Source organism: Allobosea sp. 05T433, from assembly GCF_056396065.1.
This window is the reverse complement of the sequence record NZ_JBFTKS010000005.1, coordinates 269,247-287,418: the sequence shown is the minus strand read 5'-3', so window position 1 is coordinate 287,418 and position 18,172 is coordinate 269,247. Positions and strand designations below refer to the sequence as shown.

Below are 18,172 nucleotides of genomic sequence, written 5' to 3'. Positions count from 1 at the left end.
GTGATCTACTCTCATTGTTGAGAGCATGCTCAATGCGAAAAACCGTCGCCACGTTTTCGCAATGTGCTCTGGGCGAAAGCGACATCGAGTTCGCAAGGCTTCAATGAAAACGGCCGCCCGATTGGGCGGCCGTTTTGCATTTCGGGGTGGTGGAGGGGCGCTTACTCGAAGCGCCCGCTCGCATGGGCCAGCATGGTGTAGACCTTGCCGGTCTCGGAGGTGAGGTAGGTCTTCGCCACCATCGAGTCACGGTCGTCCTTGGCCGCCTCGCCGAGCAGGCGCTCGAACTCGTCGATGTAGCGGTCGACCGTCTCCTTGAACTCCGCATCGCGGCGGTACTTCCGCCGGATCTCGTCGAAGGTCTGCTGACCCTGCAGGGTATAGAGCCGGCGCGTGAAGACGTTGCGCTCGCCGCGCTTGTAGCGGTCCCAGAGCTCGACGGCCGCATCGTGGTCGATCATCCGGGCGATATCGACCGAGAGCGAATCGAGCTTCTCGATCGAGTGCGCAGTCGGCTTGCTCGGCTCCGCCTGCCGGTCCTCACGCGAGGCGCGGTTCAGCAGATCGGACAGCCAGCCGGACTTGGCCGGGGGCTGTTCCGGTGTGGCCTGACGGCGCGAAGCGTCCGGTGCGGGCGTCGGGCGAGCCGGGGCTGCCTTCGCATCGGCGCGCGGTTCCGGCTTGGCAGGCTCGGCTGTCGCATCGATCGAGGGCCGCAGCGGTTCGGCCAGGGTCGTCACGCGTGCCTGCGTGACGGAGCCGGAATAGGCCGGGGCTGCCGGCATGACCGCAGCCGGACGGCGAGCCGGGGCTTCGGCAGGGCCGGCATTGCGCCCGGCGCGCGTCGCGATTTCGGTCAGCTCGTTGAGCGCCTTGATCTGCTCGGCAACCACACGGCGCATCTCTGCCGTCGATTCCTGCGTCTCCTTCGGCAGGTCGAGGACGCCGCGCTTCAGTTCGGAGCGTGTCGCCTCGAGCTCGCGCTGGATCTCGGTGGAGATCTTGCGCATGTCCTCGGCGGCGCCCTGGAAGCGTTCCGTGACCTTGGACAGCTCGTTGCCGAGTTCTCCGCTGACCTGCTCATAGGCCGAGCGCAGAGCGTGCGCAGTGCGCTCGCGCTCCTTGCCCGTGGTGGCACGGATCATCTCGAACTGCTGCATGATCGCGCCGGTCGTGGCTTCGGCCGACTCTGTCAGCACGCCGCCGATCTGGCGTGCGCGTGCTTCGGCGCTGCTCAGCGACTCGTCGATCAAGGCCGCGAAGGAGCGCGTGATCGTTTCGATGTCGTCGGTCTTGCCCGAGATCAGGCCATGCACTTCCTCGAGCGTGTCCTTGCGATCGGCGAGAGCCTTGCCGACACGCGCCTCGACCTGCTCGAGCCGCGAGGCAACAGCGTGCAGCGCAGCCGTGCTTGCCTGGGTAACCTCGGAGAGCGAGGTGCCCTGGCCGTCGAGCTGGCCGACAAGCGCAGCGGTCTGGCGCAAGGTGCCTTCCGAGAAGGCCTTGAGCTCCTCGACCTGGGCCGCGACCTGTTCCGTCGCCCCCTTGGTCTCGTCCATGACGGTGGCGAGCACTGCCTGCAGGTCGCTGACGCGCTCCGACAGGCCGGCCTCGATCGCGCCGAGGTTCTTGTTCGCGCCGTTGACGATCTGCTGCATCAGCTTGTTGGCTTCGCCCAGGCGGCCAAGCATGCCGCCGAGCTCGCCGCGAAGCTGCTCGTTGGTGCTGACCAGGGCTTCGACCGACTGGCGCGTTCCGACCTCGAGCGTGTCGCGCAGCCCCGCCGACGAGGTGTCGAGCGCAGCCGTGATCTCGGTGCCGCGTTCGCGCAGGCCGGCGAGGATCGAAGAGCCGCGGCTCTCGATGGCGCTGACCACGGTTTCGCCGACCGACGCGACCTCGTTGGCGATGGCCTCGCCGCGCAGGCCGAGCGCCGCAACCATGCCGCCGCCCTTGTCGTCGAACAGGGCGCGCAGTTCGTCGGCGCGGGCCCCGAGCGAGACCGAGATCTCCTCGGACTTGTTGTGCAGTGTGTCGGCGATCTGCTGGCCGCGCGTGTCGAGCGTCCCGGAGACGGAGTCGAGACGGTTGACCACGCGCTCCTCGAAGCGCGCGACGCTCTGGTCGAGCGTATCGGCGATCTGCAACGCCCGCCCGCCAAGGGTGGCGTTGATGGTATCGGCCTTCTCGCTGAGCGTGCGCGTGAGCGACTCGCTCTTCGAAGTGACGACGTCCCCGATCTCGTCTGCCTTTGCCGCCAGGGCTCGGGTGACCTCCCGGCCGCCCTCGGCAAGCACGCGGGCGATGTCGACAGTGCGTTCGACCAGCGCCTCGTTGAGCGCGGTGGCCCGCGAGCCGAGATTGCCGTCGATGCGGGCAATGAGCCCGTCAAGGGAGGTGGCGATCTCGGCACTCTTGGCGCCGGAACGCTCCTCGAACACCTTGATCTGCTCTTCCATGGCCGTCGCCGCTTCCTGGGTTCGGGCGGCGAGAATATCGGCGGCCTCTGCCGCGCGGGTGCCGATGCGGTCGGCCAGCGCCTGGCCGTCGCCGGTCAGCAGCCGCTCGGCCTCGTTCAGGCGCGCCGCCACGGATTCGGTGAATTCGCGCGTGTCTGTGCTGAGCTTGGTTGCAAGGGCTCCGCCCTGACGGACCACGATGTCTTCGAAGGCGTCGAGGCGGATGCCGAGCGCGGCTTCAACTTCGCGACCCTGCGTGTCGAACAGGCTCGTGAACGCGGCAAGGCGTTCGCCAAGGCCGCTCTCGATGTCGCGGCCCTGTGTGTCGAACAGCTGGGTGAAGGCCGCGAGGCGTTCGTCGAGGCCGCTTGCGATGCCGTGACCATGCGTGTCGAACAGCTGGGTGAAGGCCGTGAGGCGTTCGTCGAGGCTGCTCGCGACGCCGTGACCATGGCTGTCGAACAGCTGGGTGAAGGCCGCGAGGCGTTCGTCGAGGCCGCTGGCGATGCCGTGCCCCTTGGTATCGAACAGCTGGGTGAAGGCGGCGAGGCGCTGGTCGAGGCCACTCGCGATGCCGTGGCCCCTGGTATCGAACAGCTGGTTGAAGGCGGCGAGGCGCTGGTCGAGACCGCTGGCGATGCCTTGGCCCTTGTTGTCGAACAGCTGGTTGAACGCTTCGAGGCGTTCGTCGAGGCCGCCGGCGATGCCTTGGCCCTTGCTGTCGAACAGGTGGTTGAACGCTTCGAGGCGTTCGTCGAGGCCGCTGGCGATACCGTGGCCCTTGCTGTCGAACAGCTGGTTGAACGCTTCGAGGCGTTCGTCGAGGCCATTCGCGATGCCGTGACCCTGCGTGTCGAACAGATGAGTGAAGGCAGCAAGGCGCTCGTTGAGGCCCGTCTCGATGCCACGGCCCTGCGTGTCGAACAGCTGGGTGAAGGCGGCGAGGCGTTCGTTGAGGCTGGTCTCGATGCCACGACCCTGCGTTTCAAACAGCTGGGTGAAGGCGACGAGACGCTCGCTGAGATTGGTCTCGATGCCGCGGCCCTGCGAGTCGAACAGATGCGTGAGTGCGGCGAGGCGCTCGTTGAGGCCGTGCTCGATGACGCGCCCTTGCGAGTCGAAGAGCTGGGACAGGGAGACAAGCCGCTCGTTGAGCGTGGCCTCGATACCCCGACCCTGGGTCTCGAACAGCTCGGAGAAGGCAGCGAGGCGCGCAGCCAGGGTGCCGTCGATCTGGCGGCCCTGCGTATCGAAGAGCTGGTTCAGCGCGTCGTGGCGGCTTGCCAGCGTCTCGTTCAGCGCCTGGGCACGGTTCTCGACCGAGCGCAGCATCGACTCGGCATTGGCGGCCAGGGCCTCGTTGACGCGTCCGCCCTGCTGGGTCAGCGCCAGCACGATTTCCCTGCCGGTGTCGGCAAGAAGCGTGCGCGCGTCTTCTGCATGCACGGTGAAGGTGGCGCGCAACCCCTGTGTCGCTTCGCTGACAGTTTCGGCGACATGGCGGCCATCGACATTGATGGTCTCGGTGAGGCTGCGGGTGGCGTCGGTCATGCGCCGTGCCAGATCCTCGCTCTGCTCGCCGAGCAGGGTGTGAACCTCGCGGCCGGTGCTGACGAGATCGCGGATCATCGTCTCGCGCTGCTCGCCGAGCAGGGCGCCGACCTCCTGGCTGGTTTCGCCGAGGCGGGCGATGAAGCCGGCCTGCTGCTGCTCAAGTGCGGAGCGGGCGCTCTCGACGCTTTCCGTCACGCGGGTCGCAAGCGCATCGCCTTGTTCGCCGAGCTTGAGGTGGAGGTTCTCTCCGGTCTCGGCAAGCTGGGTGATCAGTGCGCCACCGCGTTCGGCGAGCAGGTTGTGCACGGAGCGGCCGACATCGGCGACCCGCGTGACCAGCGCCTGGCTCTGGCCGCTGAGCAGATCCTGCATGTCGAGGCCGGCCTGCGAGACCTTCACCGTCATGCCGCCGGTCTGCTCTTCGAGCAGGGCGCTGACCTTGGTGCCGGTCTCGGACAGGCTGGTGATGAGAGAGCTGCGCTGTTCGCTGATCAGGCTGTGGACTTCCTGCCCGGCAAGGCCGAGGCGCGCGACCAGGTTGTCGCCTTCCTGACCGATCAGGTTCTGGACATCCTTGCCGCTGCGGCCGAGGCGGGCGACGAGCGCATCGCCCTGCTCGTTCAGGAGCTTGTGCACGTCCTCGCCGGTCTGGCCGAGGCGGGCGGCCAGCGTTTCGCCATGGCGGTCGAGCAGGGATTCGACATCCTTCCCGGCGCCGGAGACGCGGCTGGTGAGCTTCTCGGCCTGCTGATCGAGCAGGGTATGCACGATCTCGCCGGTCTCGGAGAGGCGGGTCACGAGGCTGCCGCCCTGCTCGGTGAAGAGCCCATGCAGGCTGGTGCCGACATCGGTGATCCGGGTCGTCAGTTCGTCGCCCTGGCGGCCGACCGTATCCCCCAGCGATTTGCTCGCCTCGTCGAAACGCAGCACGATGGCGTCGCCGCGTTCGCGCAGCACGTCCTCGACGGTGCGGGCCGTCTCGGTGAGGCGGCTGACCAGCGTCTCGCCCTGGCTGTCGATCAGCCCGTGCACGTTGTTGCCGACTTCAAGCAGGCGCGAAGCCATGCTCTCATGCTGCCGGCTGAGCAGGCTGTGGACGCCGCGGCCGACCTCGGCGAGGCGCGTGGTGACGCTTTCGCCTTCGCTCGAGAGCGAGCTGCGCAGGGTCTCTCCGGTCTCCGCGATACGCTGGGTCAGCGTCTCGCTCTGGCCCTCGATCAGGCCGACCAGCGTGCGGCCGCTCTGCTCGAAGCGCTCGGCGACGGTGGTGCCCCGCTCCGAGATCTCCTGGGCCAGGCTTTCGCCCGTCTGCCTCAGGGTCTCGTTGACGGTCTCGACCCGCGCCGTCAGCGTCTCGACGACCTGCGAGCCGGTCTCGCTGATCGCCTTGGTGACGTCGCGGGCGCCCGAGGTTAGGCCCTCTGTCAGAACCTGGCCGGTACGCTCCAGCGAGGAGGCAATTTCCTGAGCGCGCCCGTCGAGCATCGTCGACAGGTTGTCGCTGGCGCCGGACAGCCGCTCGCTGACCTCGCCTGAAGTGATCTGCAGGCGTTCGACCAGTTCGTGGCTGCGGCCGCTGATCTCGTCGATCATGCGCTCACCGGCGCGGCCGAGCGCGACCGTGATCTGGTCGCCCTTCTCGCCGAGCGAGCCGGTGACGCGGTCGCCGGCCTGAGAGACGGCTTCGGCAATGCTGCGGCTGGCGCTTTCCAGATCCTTGGAGAGGGACTCATGTGCGCCGCTGATCGCGAATTTCACGCGCTCGGCATTGCCCACAACGGATTCCCGCTGGGTGACGAGCTCGTCGATAAGCGCGCGCAGCCGGATTTCGTTATCCGCATAGGCGCGCTCGAGCGTGGCGATCTCGCCGCGCACGATCGTTTCCAGTTCGCCGGCGCGTGCGACGGCGCGCTCGATGCCGTCGCCCATGGCGGCGACTTCGCGACGGATCGTCTGGCTTAACGAGAGAACGGAATCGGCGCCGACCACTTCCGGCTCGGCCAGGCGCAACGCGACCTCCGTCATCGCTCGCGAGACGAGGCGCATCTCCTGGGTGCGGCGGTACAGTGCTGCGAGCACGAAGAAGAAGACGATGGGGGTGCCGATCGCCAATGCGAGCATGGCCCATTCGCCAGGGCCGAAGCCGGCGAGGCCTTCCGGCACGCCGCCGCTGAACGACCCGAAGCGGCCGACGAGCACGAAGGCGACGCCGGCGAGCCAGAGCAGCGAGGCAAAGCCCGCGAACCAGGAGGGGCGGCGCGAGGGGCGGACCGAGAAGGCCTGGACGAGGGAACTGGAATCGCGGCGGTCGTCATTGGCGACGCGGCTGGTATCGGGCGCGATCGCCGGGCGTGGGGCCGCTGCCTGCGGTGCGGGGGCGGGTTCCGGCGGCCTGGGCGCGGGCTCGACGCGAGGCAGGTCGAGCTTGAGATCGCCTTCAGTGGCCGAAGGCAGCTTCGGTTCGGATGGGTGGGGCTCCGCACCGAGGGGCTTCGACTGGTCGAGCCGCAGGGCCTCCTCGATCGCGGACATCGCCGCTTCTGTCGGGTCCTGGAGCTTGTTCTGTCGGGTCATGATTGCCGCCTCGCAACGCTACTTCGATGGGTCGACATCGCCGCGACCCTCGCGCTGCCGGGCGCCGCCTCTGGCGACCGACATCAGGAGGGACAATGCGCCCATCATTTACCAGTTGGAAGGGTAGTGGAGGCTCTATGCGATTGGAACCCATTTGAGGCCCCGATTCACAAACGTCGTTAACGCCTCGTTCACCATGTTGGCGCTTGTTTGAGCATGGGAGCCGCCAAGCCGGCTCGTACAAAATGCGTGTTTCCGAGTGCTCCAATGCCCCAAAAAGCCATTGATCTTGCTCACCTCGCCCGCCAGACCGGCGGCGATCACGACCTCGAGCGCGAGCTGCTGACGCTCTTCGCGCAGCAATGCATCAGCCATTTGCGGACGATCCATTCCGGCAGCGACATCAAGGCCAGAATGGACGCGGCGCATACCCTGAAGGGAGCGGCCAGCGCGATCGGAGCCTGGTCGGTTGCCGAAGCCGCCGATGCCATGGAACGCCAACTGGCTGGCGATGATCCGGCGCGCAGGGACAATGCGATGGATGCCCTGGCCCTGGCCGCGGCCGAGGCACGCGCTGCGATTTCCACGATCGATTGCGCCGCCTGAGGGGCGGTCAGGCGGTCAACGCTCTTTCCACAATGCCTGGAAATGCTCTAAGCGGTGCCGGCGTTGGCCCCGCCGGAGTTTATGATGCCGAAGATCACTTTCATCGATGCCCAGGGAGAAAGCCGTACCGTTGAGGCCGAGACCGGCTCGACGGTCATGGAAACGGCCGTGCGCAACGGGATTCCCGGCATTGAAGCCGAATGCGGCGGTGCCTGTGCCTGCGCGACCTGCCACGTCTATGTCGACGATGCCTGGGCCGAGAAGACCGGCCATGCCGAGTCCATGGAAGAGGATATGCTCGACTTTGCGTTCGACGTGCGCCCGACCTCGCGGCTCTCGTGCCAGATCAGGGTTCGCGACGAACTCGACGGTCTCGTCGTGCGCACGCCGGCCCGTCAGGGCTGAGCAGTCGGGCCTAGGGCGGTCCTACTCGGCCGCAGCCGGCACGACTGACGCCAGCATTGTCTCGCGCCCGGGCACGGGATGGCGCGGGACCAGGAAAGCCAGCGTCAGCGAGACGGTGGCGACCGCCGCGCCGATGTAGAAGACGATCGCAGGGTCGCGGATCCAGAGCAGTCCGAAGGTCACGGGCAGGAAGACTGCGGCGATGTGGTTGATCGTGAAGGCCACTGCAGAGGTCGGGGCGATATCGGCCGGGTCCGCGATCTTCTGGAAATAGGTCCTTTGCGCCAGGACGAGCGTGAAGAAGACCCCGTCGACGATGAAGAGTGCCCCGGCGACGAAGACGCCCCAGCCGGCGAAATGCCCGTGGCTTGCCAGCGCATAGCCGACGAAGACGGCGATCAGAGAGATGTTCTCGAGCTGGATCGTCGCACGTTCGCCGACACGCCCGACGAGATGGCCGAGCATCGGCCCCACGAAGGTGTTGATGCCGTAGGTCGCAAGCAGAAGCGTAGCCGTCGCTGCGACATCGTAGCCGAAACGCTCGACCAGCAGGAAGCCGCCAAAGGCCATGAAGATCTGCCGGCGCGCGCCCGACATGAAGGTCAGGGCATAATAGAGCCAGTAGCGCTTGCGCAGGACGAAGCCCTTGTTCTGCGGCACGGCACCCTGGAAGCGTGGAAACAGCAGCCAGGTGGCGCCGGTCAGGCAGATGGTGAGCAGGCCCGCCACCACAAAGATGATCGTGTAACCCGGCTGGAACAGCCGCCAGATCAGCGCGATCGAGCCGAAGGCAAGCAGCTGTGCGGCGGCCGAGGCGCCTGCGATCTTGCCGAGAAGCCTTGGGGCCTCCGCCTTGGGCAGCAATTGCAGCTGCAGGGATTGCTGCGCGGTCTCGTAGTAATGGAAGCCGAGCGACATGATCGTGGTGGTGATCAGGAGGCCACCGAGACTGGGATAGAAGCCGGTGATCGCAACCCCGAAGCCGAGCGTGAGCAGGCTGAGATAGGCGAGGATCTGCTCGCGCATGAACCAGAACAGGATGATCGCCGTGAAGGCGAGGAAGCCTGGAATCTCGCGGACGGATTGCAGGATGCCGATATCCTGCCCGGTGAAGCCGGCGGCTTCCTTGGCGAAATTGTTGAGCAGCGCGCTCCAGCTTGCAAAGCCGAGCCAGTTGACGAAGGCCAGCACCATCAGGAAGGCGGCAGGCGAGTGCAGCAGCCCGCGTGGCGGGCCTGAGGCGGGCTGGGCGTCGGTCACATCGGATTACCGGACAGGAGGAACGGCCATCGGCGCCGCCACGGACTTCACAAGACTGCTTCCGTGCGGCGATACTCTTAGGCGAGGCCCGGGCTGCGTCAATTCCGCCCTGTCATGGCGACCATGCGGAACGCTGCGCGTGCCTGGATGTGGTATCGTAGGGCGGCGGCTGCGGAATCTGGCGATGCCGAAAATCGGGGGGATGCGATGTACAGATCGATTCTGGTTCCCGTTGATCTTGCCGAGGTTGACTTCGCGGCGCTCGCCATCAACGCGGCGGTGTCCTTCGCCGAAGCGTCAGGCGGAACCATAAGGCTGGTCTATGTCCGGTCGCTCGTGCCGATCACCTACATGGAGTTCGTGCCGGCTGATTTCGACACCGAACAACAGAGCGAGGCGGAGGCCAAGCTCGCCGATATCGCGGCGGGCATTCCGTTGCCGCCGGATCGTGTTTCCGCAAAGGTGCTGGTCGGTTCGATCCATGGAGAGGTGCTGGCGGAAGCCGATGCGAGCGGCGCCGATCTGATCGTGATCGGCTCGCACGAGCCCGGCATGCTCGCCTATGTCATCGGCTCCAATGCATCGGCCATCGTGCGCCGCGCGAAGTGCTCGGTGTTGGTCGTGCGCAGCGGCTGAGGCGGCCGGAAAGCGGCCTGTCAGCCTGCCGAGGCGCGCGGCACCAGGTCGTCCGGTACTTCGCCTGTCTGCAGCTCGCGGGGGCGGTTGAGCTTGACCATCGGCCCGACCTGCCAGAGCGAGGCGAGAGCAAGCAGGATACCCAGCCATCCCGCCGAGCTGGAGCCCTGCAGGAAGGCGCGCAGCGTGAACATGATCAACATGAGCAGGGACAGGCCGCTGACCACGGTCAGCAGCAGCCAGTTCCAGTTCGGCTTGCCGGCGAGAAAACGGGCGCGGGGATTGGCCCTGACGATTGCGGCCGACAGCGCTTCGACAAAGGCACGATAGCCGGCATCGTCACGCTCCATGTCGGTGAGCGAGCGCCAGGACAGGTTGCCGAAGGTGATGCTCTTGCCGTCGCTCAGCCTGAGCTGCGTCTTGAATCCCTTCGAGGAGATATTGCTCGGCGCATAGACGAAGCGAACCTGCACGACCGCCGAGAGCCTGACCTGATCGACCTTGCGTGTGCTGTCGATCTCGAGCGTATCGCCCTTCAGGCGGTACGTGATTTCGAAGCCGACCGGCTTGGGACGCTGGCGCCAGGACGGCGGGAGCGCATCATCGTCATCTTGCATGGCGGCAGCCATAGCGGCTCCCCGCGGACTTGTCAGCGGGCCAGTACCTTCATGGCGCCGTCCAGCCCGTCCAGTGTCAGCGGAAACATGCGCCCGCCCATCAGCCCGCCGATCTGACGGATCGACTGGGTATAGCTCCAGAGCTGCTGCTGGACCGGGTTGAGCCACACCGATTTCGGGAAATGACCGGCCAGGCGCTGCATCCAGACCTCGCCCGCTTCCTCGTTCCAGTGCTCAACCGAGCCCCCGGACATTGCAACCTCATAGGGACTCATCGAGGCGTCGCCGACGAAGACGATGCGATAGTCGGCCGAATAGGTCCGCAGGATGTCCCATGTCGATATGACCTGATCGTGCCGGCGCCTGTTCTCGCGCCAGACCCGTTCGTAGGGGCAGTTGTGAAAGTAGAAATGCTCGAAATGCTTGAACTCGGCCCGCGCCGCCGAGAACAGCTCCTCGGCCAGTTCGACATGCCAGTCCATCGAGCCGCCCACATCGAGGAATAGCAGCACCTTGACCGCGTTGCGGCGCTCGGGCCGCAACTGCACGTCGAGATAGCCGTGCTTGGCCGTTTCCGAGATGGTGTTGTCGAGGTCGAGTTCTTCAGCCGCTCCCGTGCGGGCAAAGCGGCGCAGCCGCCGCAATGCGACGCGCAGGTTGCGCACGCCGAGTTCGCGGGTGTCGTCGAAATCCTTGAACTCGCGCTTGTCCCAGACCTTGATCGCCCGGAAGTTGCGGTTGCTGTCCTGGCCGATGCGGACGCCCTCGGGATTATAGCCATAGGCGCCATAGGGCGAGGTCCCTGCTGTGCCGATCCATTTCGAACCGCCCTGATGCCGGCCCTGCTGCTCGGCGAGCCGCTGCTTCAGCGTCTCCCAGAGCTTGTCCCAGCCCATTGCCGCGATCTCGCGCTTTTCATCGTCGGTCAGGAATTTCTCGGCGAGCTTGCGCAGCCATTCCTCGGGAATGCCGGCCTGTTCGATCGCCTGCTGCAGGGGCTCCATGCCCTTGAATACCTGGGCGAAGACCTGATCGAATTTGTCGAGATGGCGCTCGTCCTTCACCAGGCAGGTGCGAGCGAGATAATAGAATTCGTCGACGCGGTGCTCGGCGAGATCGGCTTCCACGCCTTCGAGCAAGGCCAGGTACTCCCGCAGCGTGACGGGAACCTTGGCGGCGCGCAGATCGGTGAACAGACGGAGGAACATCGCCCCACTGTGCGGATGGCCGCGGCGGGGTCAAGCAGCACCGGCCCGAAGGCCAGGTGCTGCTTTAAAATATGATCGGCTTACGCCACCGCGTCGGCGAGGTCCTTGGTGACCTTGAACTTGACGACGGTCTTGGCGGGAACCTGGATCATGGCGCCGGTCGAGGGGTTGCGGGCCTCGCGGGCTTCGCGCTTGGCCGCCGACAGCTTGCCGACGCCGCCGAGCGTAACATCGTCGCCGGACTTCAGCGTCTTGGCGACGACGGCTGCGAGCGAGCCGAGGATGGCGGACACGTCGGTCTTGGTCTTGCCGGTTTCGTCGGCAATGGCGGCGATCAGTTCGTTCTTGGTCATGAAACTCTCCTGAAGAACGGTGTTGCTTAGTCGTCGCTGGGGAGGACGCTAATTCCTGCTGCCGTCGCGAATCGCGCGACGACTGGATGTCCGCCCTATGCGAAACTGCCACTTGGCACGGTTGACGTCCAAAAACACGGCATTGGGGCTAGATACGCACAGCATTTCGCTTCGTTCCCGCCTCTGGAGTGCAAAAAAACAGCGGGGCGGCCACCAGGACAGGGGTCATTGACAAATCTTGCCCTGTTATTTCAAGTTTAAAATAATGAATACTGACGCGGGGGGACGCATGAAGGTTGTTATCGTCGGAGGCGGAATCGGCGGCCTGACGCTCGCATTGATGCTGCACGCGCGCGGCATCGCCGCCACCGTCTACGAGCAGTCGAGTGATATCCGCGAGGTCGGCGTCGGCATCAACACCTTGCCGCATGCGATCGGCGAACTGGCCGAGCTCGGCTTGCTTCCGGCGCTTGATGCCGTCGCGATCCGGACGCGCGAACTCATCTACATGAACCGCTTTGGCCAGACCGTCTGGCGCGAGCCGCGTGGTCTCCATGGGGGGGCGCCGGTGCCGCAGTTCTCGATCCATCGCGGCCGCCTGCAGGGGGTGATCTGCGCGGCTGTGCGCGAGCGCCTGGGGGAGGGCGCTCTGCGAACCGGGCGCCGGCTGCAGGGGTTCGTCCAGGACGAGGGCGGAGTGACAGCCCATTTTACCGATGCGCGGCGCGGCGAGGCCGGCGAGACGGCGCGTGCCGACGTGCTGATCGCGGCCGATGGCATCCACTCCAGCGTGCGCGGACATTATTTCCCGAACCAGGGGGCGCCGCGCTGGAATGGCGTGCAGATGTGGCGCGGGGCTTGTGACTGGCCGGCCTTCCTCGACGGCGAGAGCATGATCATCGCCGGCGGCATGGCCGGAAAACTGGTGCTGTATCCGATCGCCGCGGGCAGCAAGCCCGGCACGCGGCTGACCAACTGGGTCGTCAATATCCGGACGGGGGATCCGGCGAAGCCGCCTCCGAAGGAGGCCTGGTCGAAACCGGGCAGGCTTGAGGATGTGCTGCCCTATGCCCGCCGTTTCTCGATTCCCGGCGTCGACATCCTTGCGCTGATCCAGGCCTCGCCCGGATTCTGGGATTACCCGATGTGCGACCGCGATCCGCTGCCGCGCTGGACCCATGGCCGCGTCACGCTGCTCGGCGATGCCGCTCATCCGATGTACCCGGTCGGCTCGAACGGGGCCTCGCAGGCGATCCTTGATGCGCGCGCGCTTGCCGATGCGCTGGTCCGCAGCGAGCATCCGCGTCAGGCGCTGGCGGCCTATGAGGCTGTGCGCCTGCCGGCAACGGCGCAGGTCGTGGCCTTGAACCGGGTTGGCGGCCCCGAACGTGTGATCGATGCCGTCGAGGCGCTCGCGCCGAATGGTTTCGACGATGTCGAACGGGTCATGAGTTACGCAAGGCGTGAGGCCATCGTGAAATCCTATGCCGGCAAGGCCGGCTTTGCGCCGGAGCAGCTGACCCGGCGCTGAGGGGCGATCAGCCGGCTTCGGTCAGTTGCTGAATGCGCGCCTTCAGCTGCGCATTGCTCTGCTCGCATTGCTTCAAGCGCCGGGCGTGGTCGAGAGGCACGATTTCGGCGGTTGAGGCAGGCCGCCCGTCCAGGGCGATCCCGACGCGCTCGCCATCGCGCCACCGAAAGCGTGCGCCGTAGACGTGTCGCTTATGCTCGATCTCAAGCTCGAATGCTGCCGGCAAGGCAACGGCATCGGAGATGAGCACCATGGCGCCAACGTCCGAAAGGTTGCGCACCACGCAGTCGAGCGTGGATTGGCGGTTGTTGAAGACGATGCGCGCGCCCAGCAGGGTGCGCTGCCGTGGGACTTCACGGCGTTCGGTCGTCATGATGCCGCCCCCTCCAAACTTCCGCCGCAGGCATTCTGCCTACCGCTACGTAAGAGGGATAATTGCCACTTTAGCGCGAGTCGCGCAGCCTTAACCTTGCATTAACCTTAACGGCTGTTCAGCAGATTCCTCTGGGCACGGCTCGGCACGCGTTGTCCTTCCAGCACGCTGCATGTCGGATCGTGGCGGATGCTCGAACGCGGAGGGCAGGGGGCCGCGAAAATCAATCGTCGTCATCGTCGTCTTCGCGATAGCGGCGATATCCCCGGTAGCGCGGATAGTCGTCATCATCGTCAAGCCGACGGCGCCCGAAGCGATAGTCCTCGCCATAGGGGCCAAGCCGCCCACGCGGGCGGCTGCTCGGATAGCAGCCGCGATAGTCGCAGGTGCTTTCGGTGTAGACGCCGCTGCGCGGATTGATGCAGCGGAATTCATTGCAGCGCATCTGGGCCAGCGTGAGCGGCAGGCCCGTTTCGCCAGGCGCCGGGAGCGGCATCGCTGCCGCGTTGCCCGCCGCGAACGCGGCGAGCAAGCCAAGGGAAAGCGTCGCCTTCCTCATGTTTCATCCTCCATCATTGCTCGGCAGACTAGTGCCGGCAGATGAACGCAGGATGCACGGGCACGGGTTCCGCACGGGCCGGTTTCTTCCCCGCCGCGGGGTTTGTCACGCCCCGTCTGGAGGCGGCGGCAGGAAGTCGATCTCGTATTTGGCGGCGAGCGCGACGACCTCCGCGGGGTTCTGCTCCGGCATCGAATGGATCGCCCAGAACAGGTCGTAGAGCCGGCCGGTGGGGGCGACCCAGAACAGGCATTTGGCCGGGCTGTCGCTCTTGTTGAAGATGCCGTGCGGAACGTTGCGCGGCAGGCGGATCAGGTCGCCGGGCAAGGCATGCGCTTCCTCTCCGTCGAGAACGAGATCAAGCCGGCCTTCGAGCAGATAGATGAACTCATCCTGCGTCGGGTGGACATGCGGCGGCACGAAGGTCCCGGGCGGGAAGATCGCATGCCAGGAGAAACTATCCTCGCTCAGCGTCTTCGGGACATAGGTCTGGCCGAGAATATTCCATGAGATGGCATCGATGCCCTGATTGGCCCTCGTCACGCCGGCTGTCAGTGGCTTCATCGGTCTCTCCTTCTCTAAAGATGCAGGAAGCGATCCTTCACAGCACTGTCGCTGCGCAAGTCGTCGCTCGATCCGCGCCAGACGACGCGGCCCTTTTCCAGGACGATATGCCGGTCGGCGATCCTGGCCAGCGCATCGACATTCTTGTCGATGACCAGGATCGATTCGCCATCAGCCTTCAGCGCGGCAAGGCAGGACCAGATCTCCTGGCGGATGATCGGCGCCAGCCCTTCCGTCGCCTCGTCGAGAATGACCAGTTTGGGGTTGGTCATCAGGGCCCGGCCGATCGCCAGCATCTGCTGCTCGCCGCCGGAAAGCTGGTTGCCGCGATTGGTTCGCCGCTCCTTGAGGCGCGGCAGGAACGTGTAGATGCGCTCGACATCCCAGCGCGGCTTGCCGAAGCGGCTGGCTGCCGTGGCGATCAGATTTTCTTCCACGCTGAGCGTCGGAAAGATCTGGCGGCCTTCAGGCACCAGCCCGATTCCGGCCTGCGCGATCCGGAAGGGTGGAGCGCCGGTCAGGTCGCGGCCGGAGACGCTGATGCGGCCGGCCTTCGCCGGAATCAGGCCCATGATGGCGCGGATCGTCGTGGTCTTGCCCATGCCGTTGCGGCCGAGCAAGGTCACCACCTCGCCCTCGGCGATCGCGAGATCAACGCCGAACAGGATCTGCGCTTCGCCATAGCCGGCATCCAGAGCTTCGACGACGAGCATGCCTAGCCCTCCTCGCCGAGATAGGCTTCGCGCACGGTCGGGTCGGCACGGACGGCGGCCGGTTCACCAGAGGCGATGACCCGGCCATAGACCAGCACGCTGACCCTGTCCGCGAGCGCGAACACCGCCTCCATGTCGTGTTCGACCAGCAGCATGGCGTAGCGACCTTTGAGGCTCTTCAGCAGCGCGATCAGGCGTGCGCCTTCCTCGTGCCCGACACCGGCCAGCGGCTCGTCGAGCAGAATCGCGGCGGGCTCGAGGGTCAGTGCCATCGCAATCTCGAGCGCGCGTTTCTCGCCATGCGAGAGCCGGCCGGCCGGCACATGCGCGCGCTCGCCGAGACCGACCGCTTCGATTGCCGCCCAGGCGGGACCGTTCAGGCGCTCGTCGCGGGCGGCGTTGCGGAACAGCGCCAGCGGATGCGTCGCCCGCGCCTGCACGCTGAGAGCCACATTCTCCAGCACCGAGAGCGAAGCGATGGTCGAGGTGATCTGGAAGGTGCGCGCGAGCCCGGCGCGCGCGCGCTTCTCCGGCGATAGTCCGGTGATGTCGGCGCCGCGAAAGCGAATGCTGCCGGCATCCGGGCGCAGCATGCCGGAGATCTGGTGCACGAGCGTGGTCTTGCCGGCGCCGTTCGGGCCGATCAGGGCATGCAATTCGCCGGGAGCGACGGAGAAGCTGACGCCATCGGTCACCTTCAGCGCACCGAAGGACTTGCGAACGCCATCGAGGGCGAGGACGGGCTCAGCCATCGCTGCGTCCCCGTATCCTTGCGAGGATGCCGACGATGCCGCCGCGTGTGAACAGCACGAAGAGAACGATGAGAGGCCCGAAGATCGCCTTCCAGTGTTCGGTGATCCCGGCGAGCACATCCTCGGCGAAGAGAAAGGCAAGCGCGCCGATGATCGCGCCATGCAGGGAGCCGACACCGCCGAGCACGACCATGAAGATCAGTTCGCCCGAGCGCTGCCAGGACATGAAGGCGGGGCTGACGAATTCCGTCTGGTTGGCGAGGAAGAAGCCGGACAGGCCCGCGATCATGCCGCTGATGACATAGGCGATCAGGCGCACGCGTCCGACATCGTAGCCGGTCACGGTCACGCGCGTCGCGTTCTCGCGCGCCGCGCGCAGCACGCGGCCGAAGCGGGAGGCGACGATGATGCGGACCAGCCCGTAGCAGCCGATGAGTGCGCCCAGCACGATGTAGAAGAAGCCGGTCCGGCTTGCCGCGATGTCGAGGCCGGCGATCGTGCTGCGGGCATAGAGCGTCAGGCCATCGTCGCCGCCATAGGCCGAGAGCGCCTGCGCCAGGAAGAACACCATTTGCCCGAAGGCCAGCGTGATCATGATGAAGGCGACGCCGCGCGTGCGCAGCGAGACCGCGCCCGTGACCGCCGCGAAGATGGCGCAGACGACGAGGAGCACGGGCAGGATCAGCAGGGTCTCGGTGCGACCCTCGGTGATCATGATGCCGGTCACATAGGCGCCGATGCCGATAAAGGCGGCATGCCCGAAGGAGACCAGCCCGCCGACACCGAGGATGAGGTCGAGCGACAGGGCCGCGATCGCGAAGATCATCGCCCGCGTCAGCAATGACAGCCAATGCGCTGGGACGCCGAGCGAGACGGCGACCGGGGCAAGCGCGAGCGCCGCGAAGAGCACCAGCGCCAGGACGGAGCGCGATCTTGGTCGGGATGGGATGGACCCGGCTGCGCCGGCGATGGTGGGCGCCGCGCTCATGTCCGGCCCTTGGCGGGCAACAGGCCTTCGGGACGCACGAACAGGACGATGGCCATCACCAGGTAGATCAGCATCGAGGAGAGAGCGGCTCCCGTCGCACGGGCCGAGGGGGCGCTCATGAACAGGCGCAGCAGGTCATTCATGAAGGAGCGCCCGAGCGTGTCGACCAGTCCGACGATCAGCGCACCGACGAAGGCGCCGCGGATCGAGCCGATGCCGCCAACGACGATGACGACGAAGGCGAGGATCAGCACCGTGTCGCCCATGCCGGGCTCGACCGAGAGGATCGGCGCCGCCATCGCGCCGGCAAATCCGGCCAGCATGGTTCCGAAGGCGAAGACGACCATGAAGAGCTTGCGGATATCGACACCGAGTGCCGAAACCATTGGCGCGTTCGAGGCCCCGGCCCGCAACAGCATGCCGGTACGCGTCCGCTCGACGATGAACCAGAGCAATCCGCCGACCGCGAGCCCGGCGCCGATCAGGGCGAAGCGATAGGTCGGATAGAGAATGCCGTCCATCAAGCGCACAGAGCCCGAGAGGAATTCCGGGACCGGGACGGAGAGAGGCGCCGCACCCCAGACGATCTTGACGCCCTGGTTCAGGAGCAGGATGAGCCCGAAGGTCGCGAGAACCTGGTCGAGATGGTCGCGTTCATAGAGATGGCGGAAGACCAGGAATTCGAGGGCTAGCCCGATGACGAGCGCAGCCGCCAGGGCGAGCAGCAGCCCCAGCACGAAGCTTCCGGTCAGCCCGACGAAGGTCACGGCGAGATAGGCCCCCAGCATGTACTGCACGCCATGGGCCAGGTTGATGAAATCCATGACGCCGAAGACCAGCGTCAGCCCCGCTGCCACCAGGAACAGCAGGATGCCGAGCTGCAACCCGTTCAGGATCTGGACGATGAGGAGACTGGTGGTCATCAGCTCGATATTCGTTGGCCGGCGCGGGGCGCCCCTTGATCACGCTGCGTTTGGACAAAGTCGTCCAACGCAGAAAACGCGATCGATTCTCATAATT

At 66.0% G+C, this 18,172-nt stretch carries 15 protein-coding genes and 1 pseudogene; 4 read left to right on the top strand and 12 right to left on the bottom strand.

Annotated elements, in window-relative coordinates; genetic code table 11:
- Positions 1–161 precede the first annotated feature (161 nt).
- Positions 162–6,587, bottom strand: a complete 6,426-nt coding sequence (locus AC1DGP_RS09470; RefSeq protein ID WP_476832036.1) for an apolipoprotein A-IV repeat region-like domain-containing protein — start codon at positions 6,585–6,587, stop codon at positions 162–164.
- 267 nt (positions 6,588–6,854) lie between these two features.
- Between AC1DGP_RS09470 and AC1DGP_RS09465 the strand changes: the two genes are divergently transcribed.
- Together AC1DGP_RS09465 and AC1DGP_RS09460 are read left to right on the top strand one after the other, a co-directional pair.
- Positions 6,855–7,193, top strand: a complete 339-nt coding sequence (locus AC1DGP_RS09465; RefSeq protein ID WP_441489095.1) for an Hpt domain-containing protein — start codon at positions 6,855–6,857, stop codon at positions 7,191–7,193.
- 84 nt (positions 7,194–7,277) lie between these two features.
- Entirely contained in the window at positions 7,278–7,598 is a 321-nt protein-coding gene (locus AC1DGP_RS09460) for a 2Fe-2S iron-sulfur cluster-binding protein (protein WP_069882120.1), read from the top strand.
- A 21-nt stretch (positions 7,599–7,619) separates the two neighbouring features.
- Here the strand turns inward: AC1DGP_RS09460 and AC1DGP_RS09455 are convergent, their stop codons facing one another.
- Complete coding sequence (locus AC1DGP_RS09455) at positions 7,620–8,858, bottom strand: MFS transporter (RefSeq protein WP_441506649.1); 1,239 nt, start codon at positions 8,856–8,858, stop codon at positions 7,620–7,622.
- 207 nt (positions 8,859–9,065) lie between these two features.
- On the opposite strand from AC1DGP_RS09455, the gene AC1DGP_RS09450 reads away from it, so the two are divergent.
- Complete coding sequence (locus AC1DGP_RS09450; protein WP_069877316.1) at positions 9,066–9,494, top strand: universal stress protein; 429 nt, start codon at positions 9,066–9,068, stop codon at positions 9,492–9,494.
- Between the two features lie 20 nt (positions 9,495–9,514).
- On the opposite strand, the gene AC1DGP_RS09445 is transcribed toward AC1DGP_RS09450, so the two are convergent.
- From AC1DGP_RS09445 to AC1DGP_RS09435, 3 genes and pseudogenes are all read right to left on the bottom strand, one after another.
- Positions 9,515–10,111 (bottom strand): hypothetical protein, encoded by a 597-nt coding sequence (locus tag AC1DGP_RS09445; protein WP_476832035.1) that lies wholly within the window; start codon positions 10,109–10,111, stop codon positions 9,515–9,517.
- A 32-nt stretch (positions 10,112–10,143) separates the two neighbouring features.
- On the bottom strand, positions 10,144–11,319 hold the full coding sequence (locus tag AC1DGP_RS09440; protein WP_476832034.1) for a vWA domain-containing protein: 1,176 nt from the start codon (positions 11,317–11,319) through the stop codon (positions 10,144–10,146).
- Positions 11,320–11,399: 80 nt separating this feature from the next.
- Positions 11,400–11,684 (bottom strand): annotated as a pseudogene (locus tag AC1DGP_RS09435) (HU family DNA-binding protein); the annotation flags it as partial.
- Positions 11,685–11,961: 277 nt separating this feature from the next.
- Here AC1DGP_RS09435 and AC1DGP_RS09430 point away from each other — a divergent pair.
- Positions 11,962–13,203, top strand: a complete 1,242-nt coding sequence (locus AC1DGP_RS09430; protein WP_441506647.1) for a flavin-dependent oxidoreductase — start codon at positions 11,962–11,964, stop codon at positions 13,201–13,203.
- A gap of 7 nt (positions 13,204–13,210) precedes the next feature.
- Here AC1DGP_RS09430 and AC1DGP_RS09425 read toward each other — a convergent pair whose 3' ends face one another.
- The 7 genes from AC1DGP_RS09425 to AC1DGP_RS09395 form a co-directional block, all read right to left on the bottom strand.
- A complete protein-coding gene (locus AC1DGP_RS09425; protein ID WP_441489100.1) occupies positions 13,211–13,576 on the bottom strand; it encodes a PilZ domain-containing protein in 366 nt (121 codons plus the stop codon).
- 223 nt (positions 13,577–13,799) lie between these two features.
- A complete protein-coding gene (locus AC1DGP_RS09420; RefSeq protein ID WP_441506646.1) occupies positions 13,800–14,135 on the bottom strand; it encodes a hypothetical protein in 336 nt (111 codons plus the stop codon).
- Between the two features lie 105 nt (positions 14,136–14,240).
- Positions 14,241–14,699, bottom strand: coding sequence for a cupin domain-containing protein (locus AC1DGP_RS09415; RefSeq protein ID WP_441506645.1), 459 nt, complete (start codon positions 14,697–14,699; stop codon positions 14,241–14,243).
- A gap of 14 nt (positions 14,700–14,713) precedes the next feature.
- Positions 14,714–15,412, bottom strand: coding sequence for an ABC transporter ATP-binding protein (locus tag AC1DGP_RS09410; protein ID WP_441489102.1), 699 nt, complete (start codon positions 15,410–15,412; stop codon positions 14,714–14,716).
- A 2-nt stretch (positions 15,413–15,414) separates the two neighbouring features.
- Complete coding sequence (locus AC1DGP_RS09405) at positions 15,415–16,164, bottom strand: ABC transporter ATP-binding protein (protein ID WP_441489103.1); 750 nt, start codon at positions 16,162–16,164, stop codon at positions 15,415–15,417.
- On the bottom strand, positions 16,157–17,152 hold the full coding sequence (locus tag AC1DGP_RS09400) for a branched-chain amino acid ABC transporter permease (RefSeq protein WP_441489104.1): 996 nt from the start codon (positions 17,150–17,152) through the stop codon (positions 16,157–16,159). The genes AC1DGP_RS09405 and AC1DGP_RS09400 overlap by 8 nt, the downstream gene beginning before the upstream one ends.
- The gene (locus AC1DGP_RS09395; protein ID WP_069882119.1) at positions 17,149–18,075 is read right to left on the bottom strand and encodes a branched-chain amino acid ABC transporter permease; all 927 of its coding nucleotides are present in this window, start codon (positions 18,073–18,075) and stop codon (positions 17,149–17,151) included. The genes AC1DGP_RS09400 and AC1DGP_RS09395 overlap by 4 nt, the downstream gene beginning before the upstream one ends.
- Positions 18,076–18,172 lie beyond the last annotated feature (97 nt).

What these genes read in the sequence shown, in the direction of transcription:
- AC1DGP_RS09470 (WP_476832036.1), bottom strand. Translation starts at nt 6,587, where the DNA reads ATGACCCGACAGAACAAGCTCCAGGACCCGACAGAAGCGGCGATGTCC.
- AC1DGP_RS09465 (WP_441489095.1), top strand. Translation starts at nt 6,855, where the DNA reads ATGCCCCAAAAAGCCATTGATCTTGCTCACCTCGCCCGCCAGACCGGC.
- AC1DGP_RS09460 (WP_069882120.1), top strand. Translation starts at nt 7,278, where the DNA reads ATGCCGAAGATCACTTTCATCGATGCCCAGGGAGAAAGCCGTACCGTT.
- AC1DGP_RS09450 (WP_069877316.1), top strand. Translation starts at nt 9,066, where the DNA reads ATGTACAGATCGATTCTGGTTCCCGTTGATCTTGCCGAGGTTGACTTC.
- AC1DGP_RS09445 (WP_476832035.1), bottom strand. Translation starts at nt 10,111, where the DNA reads ATGCAAGATGACGATGATGCGCTCCCGCCGTCCTGGCGCCAGCGTCCC.
- AC1DGP_RS09440 (WP_476832034.1), bottom strand. Translation starts at nt 11,319, where the DNA reads ATGTTCCTCCGTCTGTTCACCGATCTGCGCGCCGCCAAGGTTCCCGTC.
- AC1DGP_RS09430 (WP_441506647.1), top strand. Translation starts at nt 11,962, where the DNA reads ATGAAGGTTGTTATCGTCGGAGGCGGAATCGGCGGCCTGACGCTCGCA.
- AC1DGP_RS09425 (WP_441489100.1), bottom strand. Translation starts at nt 13,576, where the DNA reads ATGACGACCGAACGCCGTGAAGTCCCACGGCAGCGCACCCTGCTGGGC.
- AC1DGP_RS09420 (WP_441506646.1), bottom strand. Translation starts at nt 14,135, where the DNA reads ATGAGGAAGGCGACGCTTTCCCTTGGCTTGCTCGCCGCGTTCGCGGCG.
- AC1DGP_RS09415 (WP_441506645.1), bottom strand. Translation starts at nt 14,699, where the DNA reads ATGAAGCCACTGACAGCCGGCGTGACGAGGGCCAATCAGGGCATCGAT.
- AC1DGP_RS09410 (WP_441489102.1), bottom strand. Translation starts at nt 15,412, where the DNA reads ATGCTCGTCGTCGAAGCTCTGGATGCCGGCTATGGCGAAGCGCAGATC.
- AC1DGP_RS09405 (WP_441489103.1), bottom strand. Translation starts at nt 16,164, where the DNA reads ATGGCTGAGCCCGTCCTCGCCCTCGATGGCGTTCGCAAGTCCTTCGGT.
- AC1DGP_RS09400 (WP_441489104.1), bottom strand. Translation starts at nt 17,152, where the DNA reads ATGAGCGCGGCGCCCACCATCGCCGGCGCAGCCGGGTCCATCCCATCC.
- AC1DGP_RS09395 (WP_069882119.1), bottom strand. Translation starts at nt 18,075, where the DNA reads ATGACCACCAGTCTCCTCATCGTCCAGATCCTGAACGGGTTGCAGCTC.